The following is a 26,557-nucleotide window of genomic DNA, read 5'->3' on the forward strand; positions in this document are numbered from 1 at the left end:
CCAATTAAGTCCGCCAGGGTGGGATTTTTGATCAGATTTTCTAACTGATTACCGTGAGCCGTGCCCACTAGTTGTACACCCCGTTCGGCAATGGTACGAGCGGCTAAGGCTTCGAGTTCGGTACCGATTTCATCAATGACAATCACCTCGGGGGTATGGTTTTCCACCGCCTCAATCATGACCTGATGCTGTTGCTCTGGTCGAGCTACCTGCATGCGTCGGGCTCGTCCAATGGCAGGGTGGGGAATATCCCCATCCCCAGCAATTTCATTAGAGGTGTCAATAATCACCACCCGCTTGTTCAGATCGTCGGCCAACACACGGGCAATCTCTCGCAGAGCCGTTGTTTTGCCGACACCTGGCCGCCCCAGCAATAGGATAGACTGGCCTGCTTCCACCAGGTCACGAATCATCTCCACGGTGCCAAAGACGGCTCGCCCCACGCGGCACGTCAGGCCAATAATGGTACCCGCCCGATTCCGCATGGCGCTGATGCGATGTAGGGTTTTCTCAATACCGGCCCGGTTATCGCCGCCGAAGGTGCCTACACGCTCGATACAATGGTCGAGATCCTCTTTGGAGATCACTTGCTCCGAAAGATAGTCTGCTTGGCCTGGAAATCTGGCGTCGGGGCGTCGGCCCAAATCCAGAATCACCTCAATCAGCTGATGCCGCTGGGGATGCTTGCTAAGGGGCTGACTCAGGGCAGCAGGTAAAATGCTGAGCAGCTGGTCCAAATCGTCATGAATTGGAGCCGTACGGCTAGACAAGGTAGAAGTCGATTCAGGCGCAGATTGATGTTCGTCTGAACGAGCCATAGATTTGGGAGTTAAACAGAGAAGTAGAAACAGACTTGGATCAACAAATTTCTTAGCAGCGCTAGCGGTATGGAGCCCCCAAGTGCCTCTAAAAGGTTATGGAGGGATAGTAGCGGTTGAGGTGTGCGGCCCACACAGGTCATGCTTTAAGAATTGTGAATATCTAATTTTGGGATGTGCGTCAGGTTTGATTTGACTTACTAGCTCACCAGCCAAACTAACCTGCTGCCATAGTTTTTCGGGATCATCTTCCAGAGGACTATCCCCTACATCCACCAAACGTCTGGCATAACTACCGTAGGCGATGCCGTTGATGCCGTACGTTGTATGCTCGAGCGGAGATGGATGGCGTTCCTGGAGTAAATTGAGAGATCGCAACTTAGCTACCGTGTAATCGTTGGTGCCACCTGCTAGTTGAACATAGCCAGGTAAACGGGCGTTTAAGACTTTTTGAGCTAATCGAATAGTCGCCAGGGTGGTGCCTTTCCCAATATCACCAGTCATGGAACGACCGTCAGTCTGCCATAGCAACTGTGGCGGTTTGGGCTCCATTAGTTGGTAGAGCTGGGCTAAGTAATCAACAATGGCACTGGTATGGGGTTCACCATCGGGGCAGCTAATCGCAATCAGCTTCAGCTGGGAAATGTAGGGAGCTAGCTGCTGCCACAGAACCTGAAATTCTGCCTGCCGACCTATTTGGGTATGAATTTCGATGGCATCGATGTGGGGCAGTAAGGCGGGTGCGATCGCACCCGCAGCCACCTTGAACGAACGCTCTTCAATTATTCCAAGAGGGCACATCGGCAAACAGCGGCCACAGCCATAACAGCGGTCGGCCATTACCCCTAGCCCATCAACCTGAGCCTCTTTCATCTGCGAAATGGGTAATATCGCATGAGCTGGACAAACTCGCTCACAAGGCCTCAGACAGTCCGCCGGACATCTTTTTAACTCAAACCAAGCCTTGCGAAAGTGGGGATCCTGTCCATCATTAAAGCTCACCATCAACCAAGGTTTATCGATGGCGGCAATTGTCTGGGCCGCCGCAATTCCCGCCAAAGCAGCCTGAACAACCGCTAGTTCAGCAGCTACATCAATACAATCTGCCCCTGCCAAACTATAAACCAGGGACAAATTTCGAATTTTTGAGACATCTTGATAACTAGCGCCGCAAATAAGCTTGAACCATTGACCAAGCTCTAGGGCATCTAGCGGTTTTTGCGAAATAGCCACCCACCTATGCTATCTCTTCTGCCAGTAATCTGCAGACACATAGAGCGTTTAATCTAGTGAGCTAGCCCAAAAGAAATCTATGCAGACTGCACAGCATTCTTCAAAGGGAACCACTTAAACGAACGCTCGCCGCCCAGCTCAACCACAACTTTGATACGTGGGTCAGCGGCACTCAACGTTGCCAAAAAGGCTAGCTCCTGACTCGATAAAATATGTCCTTCAATCAACCAAAGCACAATCCCCTTCATACCAGGGGCCATCCGCTCTAAGCGATAGCTAAGGACCGGCGGAATAAAATAACGATCGCCAACAGCCGCTTGCCCCGTGCCTTTCTTCCCTAAGTGAGGCGGACGAACACCATGGACATCCCCTAAATAAGCTGATAAATCGCCCAGACCACGGGCCGTCATGTGCAGACTTTCATAGCCCGCCGCCCGCATGCGCCGTTGATAGCGGCCCTCAAAACCACCCTCAAGCGGTATTCGCACTGCTAGCGCACCATTGCTCTCTAAATCACGGACGAACCGATTGCCCAGTACCAGTAATCCCATAGCTTATGCAAACAGTGCCTGTAGTGAATTAACCCATCTATATATTAGAGATATTAGAGCCGTTAGCCATCACCTTATTAAAAAACCAGTGAATTCAGATTTATGACGACATGGCCAATTTAGTGCTTCTGCATGGATACGTATGCAAGATAGGGAAACTCTTCCGCCATCTCAGCATAAAACTATTCTCAAAAAAGTGGACAAGTGCATCAAATATCTGTAGCATTAGAGACCGCTGCTAAATTAGATACTAGGCGGGTTTCTGTTTAAGTCTAAGGCAGCACTTTACCGGCTCAAAGGGTTACATCTCCTGCACATTTCTGCAATGAGAGCTGTGCAAATCCCTAGCCATTAACGTTAGATATTCAATCTAATACGGTTGAATTTTCAGAAGAGCAGTCAATACCATTTAGGATTTATTTGCTTTTCTGGACAATTGCCCCCGCTGTGAAAAAACAAGGGGCTCAAACTGCTGGCTGTGGTAATGCAGGCTGGCTGAAATGTTTAGTCGGAGATTGATTGTGTCTGTCGGTATTCTCGGGACAAAGCTGGGAATGACTCAGGTGTTTGACGACACTGGCAATGCTGTGCCAGTAACTGTCGTTCAAGCAGGCCCTTGTGTTGTCACCCAAGTTAAAACGAAACAAACCGATGGCTACTGCGCCGTGCAGATTGGCTATCAGGAAGTAGCAGAAAAAGCATTAAGTAAGCCTGAGTTGGGTCACCTTAAAAAGGCAGGCCCTACTAATCTGCGCCACTTGCGCGAGTATCGCGTTGACGACAGTTCAACGTTTGAGCTGGGTCAAACGTTGGCTGCAGATATTTTTGAGGCTGGTCAGCTTGTAGATGTCTCCGGCAAAAGTATTGGTAAGGGATTTTCTGGGAACCAAAAGCGCCATAACTTTAAGCGTGGACCCATGACCCATGGTTCTAAAAACCATCGCCTACCAGGATCTATTGGTCCTGGTACAACACCTGGTCGTGTCTATCCTGGCAAGAAAATGGCTGGTCAGCTGGGCAACGTCAAGGTCACCGTGCGTAAGCTATCGGTAGTCAAGGTTGATAGTGAGCGTAATGTTCTGCTAATCAAAGGTGCTGTTCCTGGTAAGCCAGGTGCACTGTTGAACATTGCCCCTGCAAACATTGTCGGCAAGAAATAAAGGGGGCTAAGAACTTAATTATGGTTGATTGCGTAGTAAAGGATTGGCAAGGAGCTGATGCAGGCACCGCTAATCTTGACTTAAACGTTGCGAAAGAAGATAACGCAGCTCACATCGTTCATCGTGCCATTGTGCGTCAGATGCATAACTCACGCCAAGGTACATTGTCTTCCAAAACTCGTTCCGAGGTCCGTGGAGGCGGTCGCAAGCCATGGCGTCAGAAAGGAACTGGGCGCGCTCGTGCTGGTTCAAACCGTTCTCCCCTATGGCGCGGTGGTGGTGTGATTTTCGGTCCTAAACCTCGCGACTTCGAAGTCAAAATGAATCGCAAAGAGCGTCGTCTCGCTCTACGTACGGCGTTTCAGAGTCGTGTGGAAGATATGGTCGTCGTTCAAAGTTTTGCGGACCAGCTGACATCACCCAAAACGAAAGAAGTCCTGTCGGCGATGGAACGGTGGGGTCTAGATGCTGACCAGAAAACTCTGATGATCACGGCTGAGAAAAACGAGACTATTCATCGTTCTGTACGAAACGTAGCCAATATCAAGCTCATCTTGGCTACAAATCTGAATGTTTACGACATCCTACTAGCTGACCAGTTAGTGGTGACAGCAACCGCTCTCGAGAAAATTCAGGAGGTGTACAGTGCCTAAGGCAATTGACTCCCGAAATTTACCTGACATCATTCGGAAACCTCTCATTACCGAGAAGGCTACTTTGAATCTGGAAAACAACCAGTACACATTTGAAGTAGCGCCAAAAGCAACAAAGACTGAAATTAAAACAGCTATTGAAGCCTTATTTGAGGTGAAGGTAACGGGTATCAGCACCATGAACCCACCCCGTAAGAAAAAACGTCTCGGTCGATTTATAGGTTACAAGCCTACTTATAAGCGGGCAGTCGTCACCCTCGCAGAGGGCGATAGTATTCCCCTCTTCCCAGATGTCTAGTAACGACCTCAGCACTCCATTAGTTTGCAGATAAAATCATGGGAATTCGTACTTATCGGCCTCTGACTCCAGGAACTCGTGAGCGCAGTGTTTCTGACTTTTCAGAAATCACTCGGAGCAAGCCGGAAAAGAAATTAACGCGCTCTATTCATCGTGCTAAAGGCAGAAACAACCGTGGGGTTATTACCTGTCGTCATCGTGGGGGTGGCCACAAGCGTCTCTATCGCGTTATTGACTTTAAGAGAAATAAGCGAGAGATGACAGCAGAGGTCCTGTCCATTGAATATGATCCAAACAGAAATGCTCGCATCTCCCTAGTTCAGTACGAGGATGAGGAGAAGCGCTACATTCTGCATCCTGTGGGTTTAGCCGTAGGTTCTACCATTGTGGCGGGTCCTGATGCTCCGCTGGAAGTAGGTAATGCACTGCCGCTGCATAAAATGCCCCTTGGTACATCAGTTCATAACGTTGAGTTATACCCAGGCCGTGGTGGTCAAATCGTCCGTGCCGCAGGTGCTTCTGCTCAAGTTATGGCCAAAGAGGGTGGCTATGTCACCCTCAAGCTACCTTCCAGTGAAGTTCGGATGGTACGTCGCGAGTGCTATGCCACGATTGGTCAAGTCGGCAACGTAGAAGCGCGCAACGTTACCCTTGGTAAGGCCGGTCGGAAACGTTGGTTGGGTCGCCGTCCAGAAGTTCGCGGTAGTGTGATGAACCCGGTGGACCATCCCCATGGTGGTGGTGAAGGGCGTGCTCCAATTGGTCGCAGTGGACCGGTAACTCCTTGGGGTAAGCCTGCACTTGGATACAAAACTCGTGACAAGAAGAAGGCCAGTACGTCGCTAATAGTGCGCCGTCGTCGTCGTTCTTCCAAACGTGGTCGCGGTGGTCGTGATGCGTAGGCGTCTATCCAGAGATATGGATGTGATGGTTCACCAATTCTTTTGTTGTTTAACCGATTGTTTTTAGGCTGGCGAAACTATGGCTCGCTCTCTCAAGAAAGGACCTTTTGTGGCAGATCATCTGCTCAAAAAAATTGAAAAACTCAATGTAAAAGGAGACAAGCAGGTTATCAAAACCTGGTCTCGTGCCTCCACAATTATTCCTCAGATGATTGGGCATACCATCGCCGTCCATAACGGTCGTCAGCATGTTCCTGTCTATGTAAGTGAGCAAATGGTGGGCCATAAGCTAGGCGAATTTGCTCCCACGCGCACATTTCGTGGGCATGTCAAGGGTGATAAGAAAGCGAGACGTTAGAAATAGCCATGGTTGAAATCGATAGTAGTAATCAAGTTAAGTCTGTTGCTCGCTACATTCGGATGTCTCCCCACAAGGTGCGTCGGGTGCTTGATCAAATTCGTGGGCTCTCCTATCGAGAGGCCCTAATTATTCTTGAGTTCATGCCCTACAGATCCTGCGAGCCAATCCTGAAGGTGCTTCGCTCTGCTGTAGCCAATGCTGAGCACAACAATGGTATGGATCCAGTCGATCTCTATGTTAGTGAAGCCTTTGCTGACCAAGGGCCTGTCTTAAAGCGTTATCGCCCTCGAGCTCAGGGTCGTGCTTATCAGATTCGGAAACCGACCTGCCACATTACGATTGCCGTAGCGCCTGGCTCTTCTAGATAGATCTGTTAGTTTTTTCACTGTTAGCTCTGTATAAGGTAAAAATCTGTGGGACAGAAAATTCACCCAATTGGCTTTCGACTTGGCATCACTAAGGAACATGCTTCCTGCTGGTATGCCGACTCAAAGCAATATCCTAGCCAGCTGCAAGAAGACCATACTATTCGCCAGTTTATTGAGAAAACCCTCAATAACGCCGGTATTTCAGACATTAAAATTGCTCGCAAAGCTGACCAGATCGATTTGGAACTGCATACAGCCCGACCTGGTGTTGTTGTTGGTCGTGGCGGCACCGGGATTGAGTCACTGCGAGTCGGCTTGCAGAAACAGCTTAAGGACAACACTCGTCAGATTCGTATCAATGTGATCGAAATTGCTCGTGTTGATGCCGAAGCTGCCCTGATTGCTGAGTATATTACTCAGCAGCTAGAGCGTCGGGTTTCATTTCGTCGGGTTGTACGTCAGACAATTCAACGGGCGCAACGGGCTGGTGTTGAAGGGATCAAGATTCAGGTTAGTGGTCGTCTGAATGGGGCTGAAATTGCTCGAACTGAGTGGACACGGGAAGGTCGTGTCCCCCTGCACACCCTACGTGCAAATATCGATTATGCCTATAAGACTGCCCAAACAACCTACGGAATTCTAGGTATCAAAGTTTGGGTCTTTAAAGGTGAAATTATTCCGGGACAAGAGGATGCACCTCAACCCGCTAATAATCAGCCCCGTCGTCGTCAGCCTCGTCGTCGTCAGCAGTTTGAAGATCGTTCTAACGATTCTTAAGCTTTCTCTTTAACTGTTTAGCCTGTTTAAGCACCATGCTGAGTCCTAGAAGAACAAAATTTCGTAAACAGCATCGCGGCCGTATGCGCGGTATGGCCCATCGAGGCAGCACGATTAACTTTGGTGAGTATGCTCTCCAGGCAACTGAATGCTCTTGGATGACCTCTCGTCAGATCGAGGCTGCACGTCGTGCGATGACTCGTTATGTAAAACGTGGCGGAAAGATCTGGATCCGCGTTTTTCCAGATAAGCCTGTGACCATGCGTCCGGCTGAAACCCGGATGGGTTCTGGTAAAGGTAATCCAGAATTTTGGGTTGCTGTGATCAAACCCGGTCGAATTCTATTTGAAATTACAGGTGTGCCTGAGGAAATCGCCCGTGAGGCTATGCGTTTAGCATCCTTTAAGCTGCCATTCAAAACCAAATTCATCGCCCGTGAAGGATTGGAGGATTAAGAGATGGTACTTTCTAAGGCTAAAGAGTTAAGAACGCTTAGTGATGATGAGCTTTCTACTGAGATAGCAAATATCAAGCGAGAGTTGTTTGATTTGCGTTTTCAACAAGCTACTCGTCAGATGGAGACGGGCTTTCATCAGTTTAAACATGCCCGCCGAAAATTAGCTCAGCTAATGACTATCGAGCGCGAGCGTCAGCTGATAGCTGGTGTAGCTAATGAAGAGGCAGCAGTAAGTAGCGAGCAGTAGGAGTTAAACAGCCATGGCAGCTAAAGAATTAACAGGGCGTGTTGTTAGCGACAAGATGGATAAAACAGTTGTAGTGGCTGTTGAAAACCGAGTCCCTCACCCAAAGTATCAAAAAATTGTTGTCCGTACTAAGAAGTACAAGGCTCATGATGATGCCAATGAATGTAAGGCTGGGGACCTTGTTCGTATCCGAGAAACTCGTCCCCTCAGCCGTACTAAGTGCTGGGTCGTTGCCGATATCCTAGGCCGTTCTGAAAAAGTGTAGGGGAACCGATTAATGATTCAGCAGGAAACATATCTGAATGTGGCAGATAACAGCGGTGCACGTAAGCTCATGTGCATTCGTGTCTTGGGTGGAAATCGTCGCTATGCTGGCGTAGGCGATGTCATTATTGCCGTGGTTAAAGATGCACTGCCGAACATGGGCGTAAAAAAGTCTGACGTAGTCCGTGCAGTTGTAGTGCGCACCAGGAAAAATCTTCGTCGCAGCAGTGGCATGAGTATCCGTTTTGACGATAATGCGGCTGTTCTTATAAACAATGACAATAATCCCAAGGGTACTCGGGTTTTTGGGCCGGTTGCCCGCGAACTAAGGGATAGAAACTTTACCAAAATTGTTTCATTAGCACCGGAGGTACTGTAGTGGTAACAAAACAGCCCGTGCGCCATAGGATGCACATCAAGAAAGGTGACACTGTACAAGTCATCACGGGTAAAGATAAGGGCAAAGTTGGTGAAGTTACAACTGTCTTGCCTAAGAAGAGTCAGATCGTTGTTGAAGGCGTCAATATTCGCACTAAGCACGTGAAGCCTCGACAGGAAGGTGAGTCTGGACAAATTGTCACCTCTGAATTTCCAATTCATAGCTCAAATGTGATGCTTTACTCTAAAAAAGAAAAGGTAGCTAGCCGTGTTGGCTATACCTTTACTGAAGATGGTCGTAAAGTCCGCATATTGAAAAAGACAGGCGAAATTATCGATTAGCCCATTATTTGTCCCTGACCAAGCCCAGGGAAAGGAAAGAGAGAATGGCTGAACAGTTAAAAGATTTTTACAATACAAAGGTTGTTCCTAAATTAATGGAGCAATTTGAGTATAAGAACTTACATCAAGTACCTAAAGTACTCAAAGTAACCATCAACCGTGGTTTAGGTGAAGCTTCTCAAAACGCAAAAGCGTTAGAGGCATCAGTGAGTGAGGTGGGAGTAATCACAGGTCAGCGACCCGTAATTACTCGCGCAAAAAAAGCAATTGCTGGCTTCAAGATTCGTCAGGGTATGCCAGTAGGGGTGATGGTTACCCTTCGTTCTGAGCGTATGTATGCATTCCTAAATCGTTTAATCAATTTAGTATTGCCCCGAATTCGTGACTTTCGAGGTGTAAATCCTGGAAGTTTTGATGGGCGTGGTAATTACACCCTGGGGCTGCGGGAGCAGTTGATTTTCCCTGAGGTCAGTTACGACAGTGTTGATCAGGTTCGAGGCATGGATATCACAATTGTGACTGATGCCAAGACTGATGAGGAAGGACGAGCCCTTCTCAAAGAGCTGGGAATGCCGTTCCGGGATAGCTGAGGTTTATACGAGAGAGAAATATGGCGGCTAACGATACGATTTCAGACATGCTGACGCGCATTCGAAATGCAAATCTTGCGCGGCATAGGACTGTCCAAATCCCATCTACCAAAGTTACCCGAAATATCGCCAAGGTGCTTCAAGAAGAAGGCTTTATTGGTGATACCTCGGATTCAACTGAGGGTATTGCACGAATGATGACTGTGAGCCTTAAGTACAAAGGGAAAATGCAGCAGCCTATTATTCGTAACTTGACCCGTGTTAGCAAACCAGGTTTGCGAGTTTACGCAAGCTGTAAGGACCTACCTCGAGTTTTGGGAGGTATTGGTATTGCTATCGTTTCTACATCAAGTGGCATCATGACCGATAGGGATGCTCGTCATAAAGGTGTTGGTGGAGAAGTTCTTTGCTATATCTGGTAACGGGTTACCTCATTTGTAGTTAGTTGTTTTCACGTCCGTTGCTGGCGGTTAGGGAAGGATTCAAAATGTCTCGGATTGGTAAAAAACCGGTGCCTGTGCCTTCAGGTGTAACTGTTTCTATTGATGCTCAATCGGTAGCTGTTAAAGGCCCTAAGGGAGAGCTGTCTCGTGTTCTGCCTAGAGAAGTCGATATTGCCCAAGACGGGGAGCAGATTGTTGTGACTCGTCAAAGTGACTCACGTACGTCAAGGGCCTGCCACGGTTTATCACGCACTTTGATCGCCAATATGGTGGAGGGTGTGTCCAAAGGCTTTGAAAAGCGTCTCGAAATTAAAGGTGTAGGTTATCGTGCCGCCATTAAAGGCAAGACGTTGACCATGAATTTGGGTTACAGCCATCCGGTAGAGTTTGAACCGCCAGCGGGTATTGACTTTAAAGTAGAAAGCAACACCAATGTAACTGTTAGTGGCATTGACAAGGAGCTGGTCGGAACTATCGCTGCTAAGATTCGGGATGCTCGCCCACCTGAACCTTATAAAGGTAAGGGAGTACGCTATCTCGGTGAGATGGTTAGACGGAAAGCTGGTAAAGCAGGGAAGTAATTGAGTTATGAAAGCTACGCGTAAACAGTCTACTCATCGCCGTCACGCCCGTATTCGGCGTCGTATAAAGGGCACTGCTGAGCGGCCTAGACTAGCCGTCTATCGCTCTAATAATCATATATATGCTCAGGTCATTGATGATTACAAACATCACACCCTGGCTGCGGCTTCTACATTGGATACCGATCTAAAGGGAGATGACAGCAGTGCCACTAAAGATGCCTCAGCAAAAGTTGGTAAGCTAATTGCTGAGCGTTCTTTGGCCAAAGGTGTCAAGCAAGTCGTTTTTGATCGTGGTGGTAAACTTTATCATGGTCGGGTTGCAGCCTTGGCAGATGCTGCTCGTGAAGCTGGTCTGGATTTTTAGGACTTCTTAAAGGGTTTAAATATGGCAAAGGAACGTCGTAAGGGTAATAAAGGTAAAGAGAAAGATTCAGAGTGGCAGGAGCGCGTAGTCCAAATCCGCCGTGTGACTAAGGTAGTCAAGGGTGGTAAAAAGCTCAGTTTTCGCGCCATTGTTGTAATTGGCAATGAAAAAGGCCAAGTTGGCGTTGGCGTAGGTAAGGCTAGCGATGTCATTGGTGCAGTGAAAAAAGGTGTAGCCGATGGCAAGAAAAATTTGGTAGAGGTGCCGCTAAACAAGGCATACTCCTTACCTCACCCAGCGAATGGTGAAGCAGGTGGTGCTCGCGTCTTCATGCGTCCGGCAGCTCCTGGTACAGGGGTTATTGCAGGGGGTGCGGTTCGTACTGTACTTGAACTTGCAGGTGTACGTAATGTCTTGGCGAAGCAGCTCGGTTCTGACAACCAGTTGAACAATGCTAGGGCAGCAGCAGATGCTCTGGCTTCATTGAGAACCTTCTCGGAAGTAGCTAAAGAGCGTGGAATCGCACTTGAAAAGCTATATGCCTAGGTCTGAAATAGTTGAATTATTAGGTTGAAACGATGAGACTAGAAGATGCCCAGCCTAAAGCTGGTTCAAGACGACGACGGCGGCGCTTAGGTCGTGGCATTGCGGCAGGTCAAGGGGCTACATGCGGCTTCGGAATGCGCGGTCAGAAATCTCGTTCGGGTCGTCCTACGCGTCCTGGTTTTGAAGGTGGTCAACTGCCTTTATACCGACGTATTCCGAAGCTTAAGCACTTTCCCATCGTGAATCAGAAGGTATTCACTGTGCTGAATGTGTCGAATTTGGCCGATTTGGCTGCTGGATCGGAAGTCACCATGGATTCTCTAATGGAAGCTGGCATCATCACATCCGATGATGGCCCACTGAAAATTTTGGGTGATGGTGAACTTAACGTCGCATTGACAATTAAAGCAGCTGCATTTACGAAAAGTGCTAAAGCCAAAATTGAGGCTGCTGGCGGCACCTGTGAAATCGTGGCGTAAGCTTCTAGAATAAACCTATATTCTGATCAGCTGTGCTTGAGGTTTTTCGCCTGGGTGCAGCTTGTGTTTAATTAGATTCTAAAACTATGGTTGTCAGTCGAGGAAAGACACCCAGTGCCCAGGAAACCTTTTTGCAGATGGCACAAGCTGCTGGTCTGCGTGGGCGTTTGTTGGTGACATTGGGACTATTAGTGCTGGTGCGGTTGGGAATGTATATTCCTGTACCAGGAATTGATCGTGTCGCTTTCTCACAGCAGGTTGATGCTGGAGGTTTACTGGGCTTTCTAGATATCTTTGTGGGTGGTGGTTTATCCCTACTAGGTATATTTGCTTTAGGTATCTTGCCCTATATCAACGCCTCCATCATCATGCAGCTGCTGACAGCTGCAATTCCACAATTAGAGGATCTTCAAAAAAATGAGGGTGAGGCTGGGCGTCGCAAAATCTCCCAAATTACTCGCTATGTGGCGATGGGATGGGCAGTTTTGCAAAGCACGCTGCTGGCAAGTTTTTTGCTGAGCCCTTTTGCCAATCAACCTGGCATCCCTTTTATTGTTGAAACCGCTGTAGCTCTGACTGCAGGCTCCATGTTTGTCATGTGGGTAGGTGAGCTAATTACAGAGCGCGGCGTCGGGAATGGAGCATCGCTCCTGATATTTCTAAATATTGTTTCATCGCTCCCTCGTTTACTCGACAGTGCTGTAACCGTAGCTCAGTCTCCTACATCATCTCGTCAAGATGTAGCAGGCATAGTCATTGTCAGTCTGGTTTATTTGGCAATGATTGTCGGGATTGTCTTTGTTCAAGAGGGCATGCGTCGGATCCCCATTGTGTCGGCACGACGTCAGGTAGGTCGTAAACTCTATTTAGAGAAAAGTAATTATTTACCCTTACGTTTGAACCAGGGTGGAGTGATGCCGATTATTTTTGCATCGGCTATGTTGGTACTTCCGTTGCAGGCAGCACCTTATATTGCTAGCACCTTATCTAACCCCGGCGTTTCAGATTTTGTCAATCGATTTTTGAGTCCAGGCTCAATCCCCTATAACCTGATGTATCTGGTGATGATCCTATTCTTCAGCTACTTCTACGCCTCACTAGTGGTCGATCCTGAAGACATGTCTCGGAATTTGAAAAAGATGGGTGCCAGTATTCCAGGAATTCGTCCTGGCAAGGCCACTAGCGATTTTATTGGTAAGGTGCTCAATCGACTAACGTTTTTGGGAGCCTTGTTTCTTGGAATCGTTGCTGTGGTACCCAGTATGGTCGAAAGTGGTTTGCGCGTAACCGTGTTTCAAGGATTAGGGGCTACGTCTTTACTAATCCTCGTAGGTGTGGCTATTGATACGGCAAAACAGATCCAAACCTATGTGATTTCTCAACGTTACGAAGGCATGGTGAAAAAGTAGTGATAAGAGTAATTTTTTTAGGCCCTCCTGGGGCTGGTAAGGGGACACAGGCTGCGGTTCTATCTCAGATTTTTGGGGTACCTCACATTTCTACTGGGGACATTCTACGTTCATCAGTTGCGGCTCAAACTGCATTGGGCAAAAAAGCTGAATCTTACATGAATGCAGGAGAACTTGTACCTGATGACCTCATCCTGGATCTCATTCGTGAGCGTTTAGCTCAAGATGATGCTGCCAAGGGATGGATTTTAGATGGGTTTCCCCGCAATGTCAGTCAGGCAAACTTTCTGGACAAACTGTTGGCCGAGATTGCACAACCCTGTGAATGTGTACTCAATTTAGAAGTACCTGATAATGTGCTGATATCACGATTACTTGCCCGAGGCCGTAAAGATGATAATGAAGACGTTATCCGTAATCGATTAGAGGTTTATCGACAGAAAACTGAACCACTGATTGAGTTTTTTCGTAATCGCCAGCAGTTAGTATCCATCAATGGCAATCAGACAATGGATGCGGTAGCGTCTGATTTGAAGCGGATCTTGCAAGCTTAAGTCAGTCCCTAACCCTATCTAACGTTAATCAGTACTCACTGAGAGCTATTTGATAGTATTTTAGGTAGCGTTTGTTACGCTATTAGGATGAGGGCACCATTAGATCAAGTAAAATGGTGCTATAAAAATCCTAAGTTTTGCCAATGGGTAGAGTGGATATCCTAAAGCATCGGGATATCGACTGAAAAAGCGGATGGACGGTTGGGGTCTATCCGCTTTATGTTTAGTTTTTTACTGAGTTGAGGAATAGCTAATTGTCTAAGCAAGATTTAATTGAAATGGAAGGGACTGTTACCGAATCTCTTCCTAACGCTATGTTTCGGGTTGATTTGGATAATGGGTTTAATGTTCTGGCTCATATCTCTGGCAAAATCCGCCGTAACTATATCAAGATTTTGCCCGGAGATCGAGTCAAGGTTGAGCTGACTCCCTACGATCTGACAAAGGGACGCATCACATATCGTTTGAGGAAAAAGTAATTTTCCGATGTTAGTTTTCCATGCGCCGAAAGCGGGCTGCGCAGTTTTAGTCACACAGAATAGCATCTAAAATTGGGGCTGCGTCAAAGCGAACAACATCTGTACAGGGAAGTCCAGTGGTTGCTGATAGACCTGAGATTGTCTTCTTTGCTTCTTCTTCAGTTACACCAAAGGTATTTAATGCAATCCCTACAATCCGGGGAGAAGTAAACGTCCCACCTGCCGAAGCTACAGTCTCATAAAGATGAGTCACCTCTTGAATAGGAGGAATGATAAAGTCTGGAAAGTGTTGAATGCGCTCCAGATTAATTTTATGTACCAGTACGAGGTGTGTAGGTTGGGAACCTCGCAGTAAAGGTAGGGTTGCTGTCGATGCAGGATTTAGCAGAGATCCTTGCCCTTCGATATAGAGCACTTCGTTGTGATTTGCTGAGGCCATGACAGCTTGTTCGATGGCTCCAGCGGCAAAGTCTACTCGTACAGCATCCAGGGCTATCCCAGAAGCGCCAAGCATCAGGGCAGTTTGCCCCGTAGCAATCAATTGAGATGTCAACCCTCGAGCTTGGGTGGCTCGGTTAAGCTCGATACAGGTGGACATTTTGCCCACGGCCATGTCGGTGCCCACGGCTAATACTCGACGACAGCTTAGTCGCCTAGCTTGGCCTGTACCGACGGATAATCCGGTGGGTTCTTGTCGCATATCCCAAATCCACTGATCAGGATATCGAGCAGGGTCAAGATGCTTGGTGAGGCTAGGGTCGTCATTAAAGTAGGTATGGAGACCGTTCATGATGCTGAGACCTGCTGCGATCGCAACCCGCACATCGTCTAACCATGGCTCTGGCAACCGCCCCCCCGATGGCGCTAGCCCAATTGCCAACACATCTGGCTCATAGGCCAGCGCAGCCTCCATCGTAGCCACAATAGGAACTTCACGATTGATGCCAGTCAGCGCTTTGAGCGATTCTCCAGCGCAGGTTTCGTCAATCACAACAGCGATAAGATTTTCGCTGTAGCGCAGCAATGCTAGCCCCGTTTTGCCCTTAGGGCCGGTGATACCGTTATGGAACAAGATAGCAATGCGATGGTGGGGTTGGAGATGCATAATCAGTCAGGGAAACACTATGGGGAAATTGTGAGCTGTATAGCTCGGTAATTTCGTACTGTACACAACGTTTCGACTGGAATAACTCAAAACTCAAAAACCAAAAGACCCTGCGGCAAGTCGTCCAAATATCTACAAACCTGAAGCTCCACCATCTAACAGCGGATATCCGAACAGACCGAGTACAGCACCACCGAGAATCAGTTTCCAAGCAGTCACTTTGAAATGGATAATCGCAATGAGAGCTGCGATCGCAACCACCACAGCCAATACCGACAAAGGCCAGGTCACCTGACCAAATGTAGTTTGGCCTAGGGGCACTGCCGCCGCCATAATTGCCCCGACCACAGCCGGTTTGATTCCTTTAAGAAACGCCTGTACCCAAGGGTTTTTCCGCAAACGCACCAGCAGGGGAGCTGCCAGCATAATAAACAAAAATGACGGTGTGAAAATGCCGACAGCCGAGATCAGCGCCCCCAAAAAACCAGCCATTTTATACCCCACAAAGGCAGCTGTCAGGACGACTGGACCAGGGCTCAGCTGACCGATAGCCACGCCATTAATAAAGTCGGCAGTAGAAAGCCAGTCCAGCCGTTCAACCACCTCAAACTCGAGTAAAGGAATAATCACTAACCCTCCCCCAAAAATGAGGGTGCCAACCTTAAGAAAAAAGGTAAACAACGGCCACCCATAGGTCGAGAGTCGCTCAATGCCCCAAAAGCCAGGCTGCAATATGGCCAATACCCCCAAGGGCATAACACTATTGAAACGTCGTCCCTTCGGGCCATAAATGCCCATCCCCAATAATCCTGCTAGTAAGAATACAACCGGGGTACTAAGACTGCCGAAAGCACTGGCCAAAAACGCTATCACAGCAATACTGACCCCAATCCAGTTCTGAATAGACTTGCGGCCTAATTTGTAACAAAAGCCAAGGATGATAGCAATCATCACAGGCGACAAGCCAAAAAATACAGCCATCAGCTGAGGCAGTTGCTGAAATCGAAAATAGACCCAGCTCAAACCCACCACAATAAAAAATGCTGGCGTAATAAAAGCCAAACCTGCTAACAATGCCCCGAGCCAGCCACCATAGACATAGCCTGTGTAAATCCCCATTTGGGTAGAAGCTGGCCCCGGCAACATCTCACAGACCGCTAAACCATCGCTAAATTCATCGGAGCTGAGCCAGCCACGGCGCTCTACTGCCTCGTCATTGATCATGGCAATGTGAGCCTGGGGACCACCAAAGCCAATTGCCCCCAGTTTAAAAAAGAGCCCAGTCAGCTCCTGCAGCCGACTTAATTGAGTATTCATAGAAAAATCCCACTCAAACAGGTTTCTTTGATAGAATAGAGTCTATCGAACAAGACATTACGATTTACTTGCTCATAGCCGCAACGAGGATTCAGCCCGTGATTCATGCGACGCTCCATCAGCTCAAGGTGTTTGAAGCCACTGCGCGCCACGGTAGCTTCACCCGTGCAGCCGAAGAACTCTATTTAACCCAGCCAACGGTATCGATACAAGTCAAGCAGCTTACAAAAGCTGTCGGACTACCGCTATTTGAACAAATTGGAAAACGTCTATACCTGACCCAGGCAGGCAAAAAACTGCTAGAAACCTGTCAGGAAATTTTTCAGGGTCTGTCCCAGTTTGAGATGTCCATTGCCGATCTTAAGGGCATGAAGCAGGGCAAACTGAGCCTAGCTGTAATTACTACGGCTAAGTACTTTGTGCCTCGACTGCTGGGGCCGTTCTGCAAACGCTACCCTGGGATCGATATTTCCCTCAAGGTCACTAACCATCAGAATATCCAGGAACGGATGCTCAATAATCGGGAAGATTTGTTTATTTTTAGCCAGCTGCCAAGCCAGCCAGATCTTAAAACCTATCCTTTTTTGGACAATCCACTGGTGGTGATCGCACCCACCGACCATCCGTTAGCTGGAAAAAAGAACATCCCAATTGATGCCCTAAACCACGAGCCTTTTATCATGCGCGAACCGGGCTCAGGGACACGCGAGGCCGTACAAAAGCTATTTTCTGAGAACAATATAGATGTCAAGGTGCGGCTGGAACTGGGTAGCAACGAAGCGATTAAACAAGGTATTGCCGGTGGTCTTGGCGTTTCTGTTTTGTCGCAGCACACTATTATCTCGGAAGGGACTACGGGCGAGTTTGCCATCCTTGACGTGGAAGGATTTCCTATCCCCCGTCAGTGGTATGTGGGCCATTTAGCTGGCAAACAGCTCTCTGTAGTGGCTGAGAGCTTTTTACAATACCTGCTAGATGAAAGTCCGGCCATGGCGAAGAAGTTTTTACCAGGCCTGGGAAATCCAATCCTGGGTCAAGAAGACGTGCCTGGAAAAGAAACAGCAACGGTAGGATAACTAAACAAGAATGCCTAACCCCAAAAAGGATTAGGCATCTTGAAACTCAACATTCAAGGCTGATCGCAGCTGCTAGGTCAAACCTGATAGCAGCACTAGACCCAGCACAGCCCCAAACACAATCAGGGCATAGAATTGAGCACGTCCGGTTTCTAGGTACTTTAGACCTTCACCGGTAATCAACGTCAGGAAACCCGTCAGGTTAACAATCCCGTCTACAAGCTTAACGTCCGTGGTGAGTGCTGCTTTGGCAATCTTGCGACTGCCTTGGACAAAGACGGTGTCGTAGATATCGTCTACGTACCATTTGTTGAGGGAGAAGTTATAGAGGGGCTTGATCTTATTTGCGATCGCACCCGCATCGATTACCTTCACCACATACATCAGTACCGCCAGAGTAATCCCGACAACTGAGATCGCCACAGAACTGCCAGCCATAATGGCAAACTCATGCAGATCAACCTCTTCGGCCAGCTCAGCTACGGTCACTACTTCACCTGGGGCAGAGATAAACGCCTCAAAGTAGTTGGCAAAGGGTGTGCCCATCAAACCAACTAGAATAGAGGGAACCGCCAGTAACATCAGCGGTAGCGTCATCGTAATCGGTGATTCGTGGGGCTCAGATGCATGGTGATCGTCATGATCTTCCTCCGCTGTCGGCATTTCCTGAGTACTCATTGCCCCAGGGCCGAGGGAAGCGCCCATGCGTTGAAGAGTCTCAATGCGTAACTGCTCTTTGATATCCGCATTGGTACCGCGAAACTCACCTTCAAACGTAGAGAAGTACATACGAAACATGTAAAACGCGGTGATTCCAGCGGTCACCCAGCCCACAGCCCACAGTAAAGGACTCACCTGGAAGGTGGAACCCAGAATTTCATCTTTAGACCAGAAGCCAGCAAAAGGAGGAATCCCGGAAATAGCCAGGGTACCGATTAGGAAGGTAATGGCTGTTGCCGGCATATATTTACGCAGCCCCCCCATCAAACGCATGTCTTGGGCATAGGTGGGGTTATGACCAACCACACCCTCCATGCCATGGATGACTGAACCAGACCCGAGAAACAGCATCGCCTTGAAATAGGCGTGGGTCATCAGGTGGAAAAGCCCCGCGCTGTAGGCCCCCACCCCCATGGCCATCACCATGTAACCCAGCTGGGACATGGTGGAATAGGCGAGGCCTTTCTTAATATCGTTTTGCGTGATGGCGATGGTGGCCCCCACCATGGCGGTAAAGGCACCCACATAGGCAATGGTAGTCATGGCCACCGGAATCTCTTCAAATACCGGGTACATGCGACCAATCAGAAATACCCCAGCTGCAACCATAGTGGCCGCGTGAATCAGGGCAGAAATGGGGGTGGGGCCTTCCATGGCATCCGGTAGCCACACGTGGAGCGGAAACTGGGCGGACTTCGCCATGGGACCCATGAAGACTAAAATCGCAAACAGCGCTGCGATCGCACCGGGTAAACTGCCCACTTCCACCAGGTGAGTGAGGCGCTCACCCATGACATCAAACTCAAAGCTGCCGGTGGCCCAAAAGATACCCAACATGCCCAGCAGCAGGCCAAAGTCACCGACGCGGTTGGTAACAAATGCTTTCTGACAGGCATCTGCCGCTGGCTTACGGTTGTACCAAAAACCAATGAGCAGGTAGGAACACATGCCCACCAACTCCCAGAACACATAAACCTGTACCAGGTTAGGACTGAGCACCAGACCCAGCATGGAGAAACTAAACAGGCTCAAATAGGCATAAAACCTAACATAGCCAGGATCGTGAGCCATGTAGCCATCGGTGTAGACCATCACCAAAAAGGCCACCGTGGTTACAATCACCAACATCAGCGAGGCCAGGTGATCGATGGTGTACCCCATCTGCAGATGAAAGCTGCCTGCTGAGGCCCAATCAAACATAAATGAATAGGTTTCGTGACCATTCCACTGACTCCAGAAGAGGCCAAAGGACATCACCATCGCCGCCCCAATCAGGCTAACGATCAGTATTGAACTAGGTGTACGTAGCTTGCTTGTGGCGTCGCTATAGCTGATCAGACCCACACCCACAATCGCTGCACCGAGAAGGGGCAGTGCTGGGATGAGCCATGCGTAAGAATAAAGAGGTTCCAAGGCTTCCATAGTATGCTTTATGCCTGCTCGCTCGAGTTGGCAAAACCGCCTACATTGTGACACATGGGAGCTGGACTATTTTCCAACTTCCTGACGCCTTGCTTGCAGAACATTGATTTTTCCTTGAGCAACCACTCACCTGAACTTGGTAAAACTCAAGCAAACTGAGGATTTCTAGGACTTCTGTTTTATACGGGTCCAGCATCCACTGTAATCCTGAGAAAAAGGTTATTTTTTACGACAGGCTCTGACGGTTTAGGTTTCTTGATACTGGGCTGAGGTAAACAACGGTAAGCATTGATAAAACGCCATGGGAAATCAGAGGGTGGACTCAACCCACCAGGTGGGAATGGACAATAGACAAGGCTGGTGTCGATCTAGGCATGGGCAATGGAGCAGATGGGTACAGCCCTGCCGGATAATCTGGCAGCTAGCCAACATCGCTTTAGTCACCATCTTAGTCACGGCTCTGCTTAATGTTCAGCCTGCGGGAATAGCGCAATCTCAGCCAGCGCAGGCGAGGGCAGATGTGGTGATTGACGGTCGAGTCCTGTTTCAACTGGACCAGATTGATACCGTCAGTGCCCAGAGACGGGCGGATGTTGCCAATGAAGCCCTGTGGAAGGTGTTAGAAAATGCTGAAAGTCAGCCGACGCCTTCACCGATTCGGGTGAGAACTCGCGAGCAAGAGGGTCTGGTTACGGTACGGGCCAATGGGCGGCATTTGTTAACCGTGACCAGTCGCGATCTGATGGCTGGGGTATTGGCCCAGGACCAGGCAGACGGATGGGCCGGGGAGCTACAAGCAGCTCTGGACAGAGCACAAAAAGAACGACGGCCCACATATCAGCGGCAGATGGCCTGGGTGAGTGGAGGAGCCAGTGCGATCGCACTGGCTATCTGGGCACTGCTCTATAATGGTCGCCGCTGGCTATGGCGGCGACAAACCCGCACTGGCAAAAAATTACCCATGTGGCTATTGCCCTTCTTGCTCGGCGCCCAAGTCGTCGTGTGGCTGGCGACGGCGGTTTATATTTGCGAATTATTTCCGGCAGCGCGGTCCATGCGCTACCGGATTTTTCAATTTTTAGAACGGACCTTTACCGGTCCTCTCTTTGATATTGATGGTCAGGATTATTCCCTGGTCAATTTATTTCAGCTCGTTCTTCTAACCCTGGCGCTGTGGATTGGCGTACGGATTGTGACGTCGGCGGTAAAGTCGCGATTTTTAACGGCGGCGATTCCCAACCGGGGGGTACAAGATGCGATCGCAACGCTAATGCAGGTCGTTCTGACGGGCCTCGGCCTGTTTTTAATTTTACAAGTACTGGGAATTGACCTGAGTGCGCTGGCGATTTTAGCGAGTGTGCTGGGTGTGGGCCTGGGGTTGGGTCTACAGCATATAGCCAACAATATCGTCAGTGGCTGGGTGATGCTATTGGAACGATCGATTCAGGTGGGGGATTTTATTAACCTGGGGGACCTGGCAGGAACCGTGGAAAACATTGGGGCTCGGAGTACGGAAATTCGTACATTGGATCGAGTAGCGATTATTGTGCCCAACGCGGAGCTGCTGGAAAACAAGGTGATTAATTGGAGCCATGGCCACCCGGTATCGCAGCTGCACTTGCCCATTGGTGTCGCCTACAACTCAGATATCCGCCAGGTGCATGATGCCGTGATGGAGGTGGCCCATACTCACCCGAGTGTGCTGCAGTATCCCCAACCCCGTCTGCGGTTTCTCGGTTTTGGGGATAGCTCCCTTGATTTTGATGTACTGGTTTGGATTCGTGACCCACGGCTGCAGTTTGACCTCAAAAGTGACCTTTACTACATGCTTGAGGCAAATTTTCGGCATTACGACATTCAGATCCCCTTTCCCCAACGAGATTTGAATATTCGCTCACCCCAGCTAGATTTGGCCGCATGGCCACAGCAGTCCGCTCAGAATGATCCTTCTAGATTGCAGCAGCCCCAGAAAAGCCATCATGGCTCACCTGAACTCAATGATCTATTGGCGCATGTTAGAGACTATTCCAGTCTGTTAAAAAATCAGCAGGGAGTGCAGGAGGCGCTGTTGGAGCGTCTAGTCAAGCAGATGCGATCGCAAAATGGTTTGATTATTCAGAACCGACGCTTTCGCCTGACCGTATATTCGAGTTGCTTTGTGGGCAGTGAAGCCGTAACTTGGCTAACCCAAACACAAAACGCTACCAGGGAGGCCGCCGTCAGAATTGGCCAGGCCATGGTGGAACAAGGAATTTTTCACCATGTCAGCGATGAACATCCATTTAAGGATGAGTATTTATTTTATCGATTTTATGAGGATGAGGCTTAGGGCGAGCCCGGTGGCAAGGGTCTCGGTTTGCCGATGCCATACCCCTGGGCATAGTGCACATTTAAGTCTTGCAGCTTAGCTAAAATGGCGTCATTTTCAACAAATTCAGCAATGGTTTTCATCCCCATCATGATCGCCACCTGATTAACCATATCCACAATGGTGGCTATGTAATGTTCCTCATCAATGTTACGAATCAAATCCCCGTCGATTTTGAGATAATCAACCGGCAAACTGCGCAAATAGCCAAAAGACGAAACACCACTGCCAAAATCATCCAGTGCAAAGCTCACCCCTAGCTGCTTTAAGGTGGTAATGAATTTCAAAGCCTGATCAAGCTGTGAGATTGTTGTTGTTTCAGTAATTTCGAAACACAGTTTCTCCGCTGGCATGGTGGACTGTTGTAACAACTGCAGAACAAACTCTATAAACTTTTCATTACTTAAACTACTCCCCGAGAGGTTAATGGCCACCATGGTTTTAGCATCCGGATAATACTGTCTGTAGTTGGTCAGCACAGTTTTGACTACCCAGCGATCAATGAGGTCAATCATGCCATAGCGTTCAGCCATGGGAATAAACAACTCAGGAGAGACAATCTTGCCGTGCTCATCCGTTAACCGCAACAAAATTTCAACATGTTTATACGTGTCATCAAACAACGAGACAATCGGTTGCTCCATTAAATGAAAGCGGTTGTCTTCAATAGCCTGGGGAATATTGGCAATATGGACCAGTTCCAAATGCTGCCGATCCAGTTCCGAATCATTGTACTCGGCAAGATAAACTCGTCCTCGTCCCAAATCCTTGGCTTTGTAGCAGGCCAAATCAGCTCTGCTAAGCAACTCAAGCGCATTCGATGCATTCCCTAAAATGGGTACCAGACCAATGCTGACGCCCACCTGAAATTGACGTCCACGCCATGTAAAACGGTAGTCTCTAATCTTATCAACCAGCGTTTGAGACAGTTTTTGTCCTTGTTCTAGAGAACACCCTTCCAACAGCAGACCAAATTCATCTCCTCCCAGTCGTGCCAAACTGTCAGAGCTGCGGATAGTTTGGCGCAGCAGCTGGGCAAGCTCTGCTATTAGCTGGTCACCGATCAGATGTCCAGCTGTATCATTGACAATTTTGAACTGGTCTAGGTCCAGATAGCCTAAGACTGATTGGATATTGCGATCGCGGACTCGTTTTACAGCCTGACGCAGGCGTGTATCAAATTCATTGCGGTTAATCAACCCCGTCAATGGGTCATAGGCGGCTTGATAGGCAATGGTTTGCGTTAGGTTATATTCCTCTGTCATCTCTCTTTGCAAACCGCGATAACCCTGAAAACGATTATGTTTATCAAACAGGGGACACGCATTCAGCTTAAAAATACGGAGCGTAGTATCCGATGTGTGTAGCCTCAAAATAAAATTTTCCAGCGGCTGACGCTTTGCTAATGTCTCTTTAAAGTAATCCCAATTCGCTTCTAGACCAGGCAGGGTAGCTAACGCCTGACAGGGGGTTTTTCCTTCTAAATCTTCACGATTCAGATAGTGAAAACTGCCGGATAAATAGGAAAATTTGAGATTTTCATCTAACTCCCAAAATAGATCGGCCCCCAGCTCAGCCAACTCTCGATAGCGCTCTTCATTTTCCTGGAGCAGATGCTTCTGATACAGATAACAGCGCCACCTTTGGATTAACAAGACAACTATGACTGCACTAGTCAAGCAGAGGCTCATCATCAGCCATAAAATTCTGGGGTCTTGCCCCTGTAATGGCACGACCTGTAAACGAACGAACTCAGCCGACTTATTAGCAGATGTGATGTGGGGAAATAGGCATAAACTAAACGCATTTATAGCAGTCAGAATAAGTTTGGCAGCAGGTTGAAAAATGATAGGACGATTAATCACAGGTTTGGGCAGATAATGCCTACAGATGACAAGAAGCTGACAGTGATGCCAATATCTCGCTCACCGTTAAAGGCTTGAGTAATAAACTTCAGACTATCAATGATGTCAGTGTCCTCGATGTCAGCCGTCCTCCAAGGTGGACACGCTATCGTTAACAACGACACCGATCTATAAGTTCGGGTTAAACAAAACGCTCGGTTTTGTTCAAAATACCCAAGCCAATTAAAAATTCATAAATCCTGCCGGTTACCCTTAATCCAGAATCATAAAGCGAGCAAGCCACCACATCTAAAGTCAGCCCCAGCTATATCCTAATCTTGGCGAATCGTAGCGGCTTGGGCAAGGAGTGATTCGGCAAAGGCGATGCCCTCTTGATGGGAGCGTCCCCCCGCTAGCTGGGCAAGTTCTTCACGACGAGCGGTGGCATCAAGATCGGTCACCCTAACTACGGTGCGCTCACCAGTTTTCTTTTTGCCATTCGCGACCACCTGTTTATCAACATGAAAATGGGCATCAGCCATGGCAGCTACGAGAGGCTGGTGGGTAACGCAGAGGACTTGACGATTCTGACTGAGCTGGTAGAGCTTTTCGGCAATGGTCTGGGCCACACGCCCAGAAACACCTACATCAATTTCATCAAAAATTAGAGTGCCAATGGAGTCTACCTTGGTAAAGCAAGCTTTAAATGCCAACAAAAACCGACTCATTTCGCCACCAGATGCGGTTTCCGTTAGGGGCTGTAGGGGTTCACCAGGGTTGGGGCTAAAGAGAAATTCAACGACATCAGCCCCATGGGATTGGGGCTCAGCCGACCGCAGCTCGGCTTTGAACTTGACCCGCTCCATGGCCAGGGGTTTTAGTTCCTCAACCAGCTGTGATTCTAGACGTTTGGCAGCTTTTTTGCGGAGCTTTGTCAGCTTGGTACATTCCTCGGCTAAGGTAGCTTGGGTCTGCTCGTGTTCAGTTTCAAGGGTTTCAATGGACTGGCCATCGCCATTGAGGGCCTCTAGAGCGACTTGTATTTCCTGGTAGTACTCGATTAGATCAGGTAATTCACGACCATATTTCCGACATAGCTGTTTGAGATAGCTCATCCGGTCTTCAACATCGGCAAGACGAGCTGGATCCGTTTCTAAATTTTCCCCGTAGGCATTGATCTGACGACCGGCTTCCTCGACTTGAGCCATAGCATCGCTGACAAGATCGAGCATCGGCGTTACCTGCTCATCAAAACGTTGCATGGAGCCGAGCAGCTGCTCCACTCGTCCTAGCAGATCCGAGCAGCTGTCAAAGCTACCGTCACTTTCATAGAGGATTTGATAGGCATCATAGCTTTGTTTTTGCAGTTCCACGCTGTGGCTAAGACGCTGATGCTCCTGTTTGAGACGGTCTAGCTCATCAGCGTCTTGTAAGTTAGCACCGCTAAGATCTTGGGCATGGTACTCAAACAAATCTAGCTGTTGCTGACGCTGCTGCTCGGCTCGACGCCGACGCTCTAGGGCCTGTTGCGCCTCAACGGCAGCGGCATACGCGTTGGCAACGACCTGGCGCTGCCGCAGATGTTGACTACCGGCAAAGCCATCTAACCAATCGCGCTGGGCATCAAGGGAACCAAGCTGTACGGTTTGTCCTTGGGCGGTGATTTCTACCAGCAGACGGCGGAGTTCATCTAGCTGATTTTTTTTGACCACCACATCATTGAGACGGCTACGGCTACGTACACTGCCACGGCCAGTGGTCAGCTCTCGACTACAGCGCAAGCCATCACCGTTGAGGGGAATATCGTTAGCCGTGAGCCACTCGGCTACTGACGGCGGTGCGTTAAATGTGGCCTCAATCAGGGCTTTTTTTTCCCCCGTCCGTACCAATCGGCCGCTGGCTTTTCCTCCCAGGACGGTATCGATAGCATCCAGAATTATGGACTTACCGGCACCGGTTTCTCCGGTAAGAACATTGAGACCGGGTTGTAAGGATAGCTCTAGCTGATCAATTAGGGTAAAGTTGTCGATTTTCAGGGAGGTTAGCATGGCCATTGCCTCCTGGGCGCGATAGGTTGCAGACAGATAGGACTAAACCGGAGCACAGTATGGAACAGCCAAATAAGGGCATCGCTCGGACAGTGAGCTAACTAATTTTACTGTGGATTATTTACTGTGGAAATTAAGTGAAATGTCGGCCTACATAATTCAACCCGGTGGTTTCACCATTGACTCAATCTTTACTCCTAAGCAATTCGGTTTCTGCGACTGACATTGCCATAGGCGATAGATCACCATGGTAGTTATCAATAGTCAGTGGGGATGATGGGGATGACTTGTTACAATAGTTAATAAATCGGTTAAATGAATCGATCAAATGGGTCCTGTTTGACTGCTTAGCAGCATCAATAAGTCTCCCACACCACAGTTACACCTATTGAAAAGCCTT

At 48.6% G+C, this 26,557-nt stretch carries 31 protein-coding genes; 23 read left to right on the forward strand and 8 right to left on the reverse strand.

Annotation, left to right across the window (positions count from 1 at the left end; all coding sequences use genetic code 11):
* From IQ260_RS00005 to ndhN, 3 genes are all read right to left on the reverse strand, one after another.
* A partial coding sequence (locus tag IQ260_RS00005) for an AAA family ATPase (protein WP_228015293.1) occupies nucleotides 1-818 on the reverse strand: 818 nt, incomplete at its 3' end.
* 96 nt (nucleotides 819-914) lie between these two features.
* Nucleotides 915-2,051: a circadian clock protein LdpA gene (gene ldpA / locus IQ260_RS00010; protein ID WP_193989665.1), complete on the reverse strand. Its 1,137-nt coding sequence runs from the start codon at nucleotides 2,049-2,051 to the stop codon at nucleotides 915-917.
* A gap of 77 nt (nucleotides 2,052-2,128) precedes the next feature.
* Nucleotides 2,129-2,602, reverse strand: coding sequence for an NAD(P)H-quinone oxidoreductase subunit N (gene ndhN / locus IQ260_RS00015; protein WP_193989667.1), 474 nt, complete (start codon nucleotides 2,600-2,602; stop codon nucleotides 2,129-2,131).
* Between the two features lie 521 nt (nucleotides 2,603-3,123).
* Here ndhN and rplC point away from each other — a divergent pair.
* From rplC to infA, 21 genes are all read left to right on the forward strand, one after another.
* On the forward strand, nucleotides 3,124-3,762 hold the full coding sequence (rplC, locus tag IQ260_RS00020; RefSeq protein WP_193989669.1) for a 50S ribosomal protein L3: 639 nt from the start codon (nucleotides 3,124-3,126) through the stop codon (nucleotides 3,760-3,762).
* A 20-nt stretch (nucleotides 3,763-3,782) separates the two neighbouring features.
* The gene (gene rplD / locus IQ260_RS00025) at nucleotides 3,783-4,415 is read left to right on the forward strand and encodes a 50S ribosomal protein L4 (protein WP_193989671.1); all 633 of its coding nucleotides are present in this window, start codon (nucleotides 3,783-3,785) and stop codon (nucleotides 4,413-4,415) included.
* Nucleotides 4,408-4,713, forward strand: coding sequence for a 50S ribosomal protein L23 (locus IQ260_RS00030; RefSeq protein ID WP_193989673.1), 306 nt, complete (start codon nucleotides 4,408-4,410; stop codon nucleotides 4,711-4,713). Before rplD ends, IQ260_RS00030 begins: the two co-directional genes overlap by 8 nt.
* Nucleotides 4,714-4,751: 38 nt before the next feature.
* Nucleotides 4,752-5,615: a 50S ribosomal protein L2 gene (gene rplB, locus IQ260_RS00035; RefSeq protein WP_193989675.1), complete on the forward strand. Its 864-nt coding sequence runs from the start codon at nucleotides 4,752-4,754 to the stop codon at nucleotides 5,613-5,615.
* A 79-nt stretch (nucleotides 5,616-5,694) separates the two neighbouring features.
* Nucleotides 5,695-5,973 (forward strand): 30S ribosomal protein S19, encoded by a 279-nt coding sequence (gene rpsS, locus IQ260_RS00040; RefSeq protein ID WP_193989677.1) that lies wholly within the window; start codon nucleotides 5,695-5,697, stop codon nucleotides 5,971-5,973.
* 8 nt (nucleotides 5,974-5,981) lie between these two features.
* Entirely contained in the window at nucleotides 5,982-6,344 is a 363-nt protein-coding gene (gene rplV, locus IQ260_RS00045; RefSeq protein WP_193989684.1) for a 50S ribosomal protein L22, read from the forward strand.
* A 45-nt stretch (nucleotides 6,345-6,389) separates the two neighbouring features.
* A complete protein-coding gene (gene rpsC / locus IQ260_RS00050; RefSeq protein WP_193989686.1) occupies nucleotides 6,390-7,121 on the forward strand; it encodes a 30S ribosomal protein S3 in 732 nt (243 codons plus the stop codon).
* 35 nt (nucleotides 7,122-7,156) lie between these two features.
* Nucleotides 7,157-7,576 (forward strand): 50S ribosomal protein L16, encoded by a 420-nt coding sequence (gene rplP, locus IQ260_RS00055; RefSeq protein ID WP_193989688.1) that lies wholly within the window; start codon nucleotides 7,157-7,159, stop codon nucleotides 7,574-7,576.
* 3 nt (nucleotides 7,577-7,579) lie between these two features.
* Nucleotides 7,580-7,825 carry a 50S ribosomal protein L29 gene (gene rpmC, locus IQ260_RS00060; protein ID WP_193989690.1) on the forward strand — a complete coding sequence of 82 codons (246 nt, stop codon included), beginning with the start codon at nucleotides 7,580-7,582 and terminating at the stop codon, nucleotides 7,823-7,825.
* 13 nt (nucleotides 7,826-7,838) lie between these two features.
* Nucleotides 7,839-8,090, forward strand: coding sequence for a 30S ribosomal protein S17 (gene rpsQ / locus IQ260_RS00065; RefSeq protein ID WP_193989692.1), 252 nt, complete (start codon nucleotides 7,839-7,841; stop codon nucleotides 8,088-8,090).
* A 12-nt stretch (nucleotides 8,091-8,102) separates the two neighbouring features.
* Entirely contained in the window at nucleotides 8,103-8,468 is a 366-nt protein-coding gene (gene rplN, locus IQ260_RS00070) for a 50S ribosomal protein L14 (RefSeq protein WP_193989694.1), read from the forward strand.
* A complete protein-coding gene (rplX, locus tag IQ260_RS00075; RefSeq protein WP_456152048.1) occupies nucleotides 8,468-8,809 on the forward strand; it encodes a 50S ribosomal protein L24 in 342 nt (113 codons plus the stop codon). Before rplN ends, rplX begins: the two co-directional genes overlap by 1 nt.
* Before the next feature lie 44 nt (nucleotides 8,810-8,853).
* On the forward strand, nucleotides 8,854-9,399 hold the full coding sequence (gene rplE / locus IQ260_RS00080; protein WP_193989696.1) for a 50S ribosomal protein L5: 546 nt from the start codon (nucleotides 8,854-8,856) through the stop codon (nucleotides 9,397-9,399).
* A 20-nt stretch (nucleotides 9,400-9,419) separates the two neighbouring features.
* Nucleotides 9,420-9,821 carry a 30S ribosomal protein S8 gene (gene rpsH / locus IQ260_RS00085; protein WP_193989698.1) on the forward strand — a complete coding sequence of 134 codons (402 nt, stop codon included), beginning with the start codon at nucleotides 9,420-9,422 and terminating at the stop codon, nucleotides 9,819-9,821.
* 65 nt (nucleotides 9,822-9,886) lie between these two features.
* On the forward strand, nucleotides 9,887-10,423 hold the full coding sequence (gene rplF / locus IQ260_RS00090) for a 50S ribosomal protein L6 (RefSeq protein WP_193989700.1): 537 nt from the start codon (nucleotides 9,887-9,889) through the stop codon (nucleotides 10,421-10,423).
* A 7-nt stretch (nucleotides 10,424-10,430) separates the two neighbouring features.
* Entirely contained in the window at nucleotides 10,431-10,790 is a 360-nt protein-coding gene (gene rplR / locus IQ260_RS00095) for a 50S ribosomal protein L18 (protein ID WP_193989702.1), read from the forward strand.
* Nucleotides 10,791-10,811: 21 nt separating this feature from the next.
* Nucleotides 10,812-11,336, forward strand: a complete 525-nt coding sequence (gene rpsE / locus IQ260_RS00100) for a 30S ribosomal protein S5 (RefSeq protein ID WP_193989704.1) — start codon at nucleotides 10,812-10,814, stop codon at nucleotides 11,334-11,336.
* A 32-nt stretch (nucleotides 11,337-11,368) separates the two neighbouring features.
* Entirely contained in the window at nucleotides 11,369-11,815 is a 447-nt protein-coding gene (gene rplO, locus IQ260_RS00105) for a 50S ribosomal protein L15 (RefSeq protein WP_193989706.1), read from the forward strand.
* 86 nt (nucleotides 11,816-11,901) lie between these two features.
* The gene (gene secY / locus IQ260_RS00110) at nucleotides 11,902-13,224 is read left to right on the forward strand and encodes a preprotein translocase subunit SecY (protein ID WP_193989708.1); all 1,323 of its coding nucleotides are present in this window, start codon (nucleotides 11,902-11,904) and stop codon (nucleotides 13,222-13,224) included.
* Nucleotides 13,224-13,778, forward strand: coding sequence for an adenylate kinase (locus IQ260_RS00115; protein ID WP_193989710.1), 555 nt, complete (start codon nucleotides 13,224-13,226; stop codon nucleotides 13,776-13,778). Before secY ends, IQ260_RS00115 begins: the two co-directional genes overlap by 1 nt.
* 254 nt (nucleotides 13,779-14,032) lie before the next feature.
* Entirely contained in the window at nucleotides 14,033-14,257 is a 225-nt protein-coding gene (gene infA, locus IQ260_RS00120; protein WP_006276978.1) for a translation initiation factor IF-1, read from the forward strand.
* A gap of 46 nt (nucleotides 14,258-14,303) precedes the next feature.
* Here the strand turns inward: infA and IQ260_RS00125 are convergent, their stop codons facing one another.
* Together IQ260_RS00125 and chrA are read right to left on the reverse strand one after the other, a co-directional pair.
* A complete protein-coding gene (locus IQ260_RS00125) occupies nucleotides 14,304-15,362 on the reverse strand; it encodes a DUF1611 domain-containing protein (RefSeq protein ID WP_193989712.1) in 1,059 nt (352 codons plus the stop codon).
* Between the two features lie 132 nt (nucleotides 15,363-15,494).
* Nucleotides 15,495-16,679 (reverse strand): chromate efflux transporter, encoded by a 1,185-nt coding sequence (chrA, locus tag IQ260_RS00130; protein WP_193989714.1) that lies wholly within the window; start codon nucleotides 16,677-16,679, stop codon nucleotides 15,495-15,497.
* 98 nt (nucleotides 16,680-16,777) lie between these two features.
* Here chrA and IQ260_RS00135 point away from each other — a divergent pair, with 98 nt between their 5' ends.
* Nucleotides 16,778-17,755: a LysR family transcriptional regulator gene (locus IQ260_RS00135; protein ID WP_193989716.1), complete on the forward strand. Its 978-nt coding sequence runs from the start codon at nucleotides 16,778-16,780 to the stop codon at nucleotides 17,753-17,755.
* 72 nt (nucleotides 17,756-17,827) lie between these two features.
* Here the strand turns inward: IQ260_RS00135 and IQ260_RS00140 are convergent, their stop codons facing one another.
* Entirely contained in the window at nucleotides 17,828-19,897 is a 2,070-nt protein-coding gene (locus IQ260_RS00140; protein ID WP_322744860.1) for an NAD(P)H-quinone oxidoreductase subunit 5, read from the reverse strand.
* A 301-nt stretch (nucleotides 19,898-20,198) separates the two neighbouring features.
* Here IQ260_RS00140 and IQ260_RS00145 point away from each other — a divergent pair, with 301 nt between their 5' ends.
* Entirely contained in the window at nucleotides 20,199-22,226 is a 2,028-nt protein-coding gene (locus tag IQ260_RS00145) for a mechanosensitive ion channel domain-containing protein (RefSeq protein WP_193989718.1), read from the forward strand.
* Here IQ260_RS00145 and IQ260_RS00150 read toward each other — a convergent pair.
* Together IQ260_RS00150 and recN are read right to left on the reverse strand one after the other, a co-directional pair.
* On the reverse strand, nucleotides 22,223-24,130 hold the full coding sequence (locus IQ260_RS00150; protein ID WP_322744861.1) for an EAL domain-containing protein: 1,908 nt from the start codon (nucleotides 24,128-24,130) through the stop codon (nucleotides 22,223-22,225). The genes IQ260_RS00145 and IQ260_RS00150 overlap by 4 nt on opposite strands.
* Before the next feature lie 311 nt (nucleotides 24,131-24,441).
* Nucleotides 24,442-26,157 (reverse strand): DNA repair protein RecN, encoded by a 1,716-nt coding sequence (gene recN, locus IQ260_RS00155; protein ID WP_193989720.1) that lies wholly within the window; start codon nucleotides 26,155-26,157, stop codon nucleotides 24,442-24,444.
* Between the last annotated feature and the right edge of the window lie 400 nt (nucleotides 26,158-26,557).

The sequence above is a fragment of the Leptolyngbya cf. ectocarpi LEGE 11479 genome (genome assembly GCF_015207065.1).
Classification (GTDB): Bacteria; Cyanobacteriota; Cyanobacteriia; order Phormidesmidales; family Phormidesmidaceae; genus Leptothoe; species Leptothoe ectocarpi.

Coding starts and splice junctions, on each gene's coding strand:
- rpsQ (WP_193989692.1), top strand. CDS start 7,839: ATGGCAGCTAAAGAATTAACAGGGCGTGTTGTTAGCGACAAGATGGAT.
- rplP (WP_193989688.1), top strand. CDS start 7,157: ATGCTGAGTCCTAGAAGAACAAAATTTCGTAAACAGCATCGCGGCCGT.
- rplR (WP_193989702.1), top strand. CDS start 10,431: ATGAAAGCTACGCGTAAACAGTCTACTCATCGCCGTCACGCCCGTATT.
- rplV (WP_193989684.1), top strand. CDS start 5,982: ATGGTTGAAATCGATAGTAGTAATCAAGTTAAGTCTGTTGCTCGCTAC.
- IQ260_RS00145 (WP_193989718.1), top strand. CDS start 20,199: ATGGGAAATCAGAGGGTGGACTCAACCCACCAGGTGGGAATGGACAAT.
- rpsS (WP_193989677.1), top strand. CDS start 5,695: ATGGCTCGCTCTCTCAAGAAAGGACCTTTTGTGGCAGATCATCTGCTC.
- rplO (WP_193989706.1), top strand. CDS start 11,369: ATGAGACTAGAAGATGCCCAGCCTAAAGCTGGTTCAAGACGACGACGG.
- IQ260_RS00140 (WP_322744860.1), bottom strand. CDS start 19,897: ATGGAAGCCTTGGAACCTCTTTATTCTTACGCATGGCTCATCCCAGCA.
- rplB (WP_193989675.1), top strand. CDS start 4,752: ATGGGAATTCGTACTTATCGGCCTCTGACTCCAGGAACTCGTGAGCGC.
- ndhN (WP_193989667.1), bottom strand. CDS start 2,602: ATGGGATTACTGGTACTGGGCAATCGGTTCGTCCGTGATTTAGAGAGC.
- rplD (WP_193989671.1), top strand. CDS start 3,783: ATGGTTGATTGCGTAGTAAAGGATTGGCAAGGAGCTGATGCAGGCACC.
- rpsE (WP_193989704.1), top strand. CDS start 10,812: ATGGCAAAGGAACGTCGTAAGGGTAATAAAGGTAAAGAGAAAGATTCA.
- rplE (WP_193989696.1), top strand. CDS start 8,854: ATGGCTGAACAGTTAAAAGATTTTTACAATACAAAGGTTGTTCCTAAA.
- rplN (WP_193989694.1), top strand. CDS start 8,103: ATGATTCAGCAGGAAACATATCTGAATGTGGCAGATAACAGCGGTGCA.
- secY (WP_193989708.1), top strand. CDS start 11,902: ATGGTTGTCAGTCGAGGAAAGACACCCAGTGCCCAGGAAACCTTTTTG.
- recN (WP_193989720.1), bottom strand. CDS start 26,157: ATGCTAACCTCCCTGAAAATCGACAACTTTACCCTAATTGATCAGCTA.
- IQ260_RS00125 (WP_193989712.1), bottom strand. CDS start 15,362: ATGCATCTCCAACCCCACCATCGCATTGCTATCTTGTTCCATAACGGT.
- rpmC (WP_193989690.1), top strand. CDS start 7,580: ATGGTACTTTCTAAGGCTAAAGAGTTAAGAACGCTTAGTGATGATGAG.
- chrA (WP_193989714.1), bottom strand. CDS start 16,679: ATGAATACTCAATTAAGTCGGCTGCAGGAGCTGACTGGGCTCTTTTTT.
- rpsH (WP_193989698.1), top strand. CDS start 9,420: ATGGCGGCTAACGATACGATTTCAGACATGCTGACGCGCATTCGAAAT.
- rplF (WP_193989700.1), top strand. CDS start 9,887: ATGTCTCGGATTGGTAAAAAACCGGTGCCTGTGCCTTCAGGTGTAACT.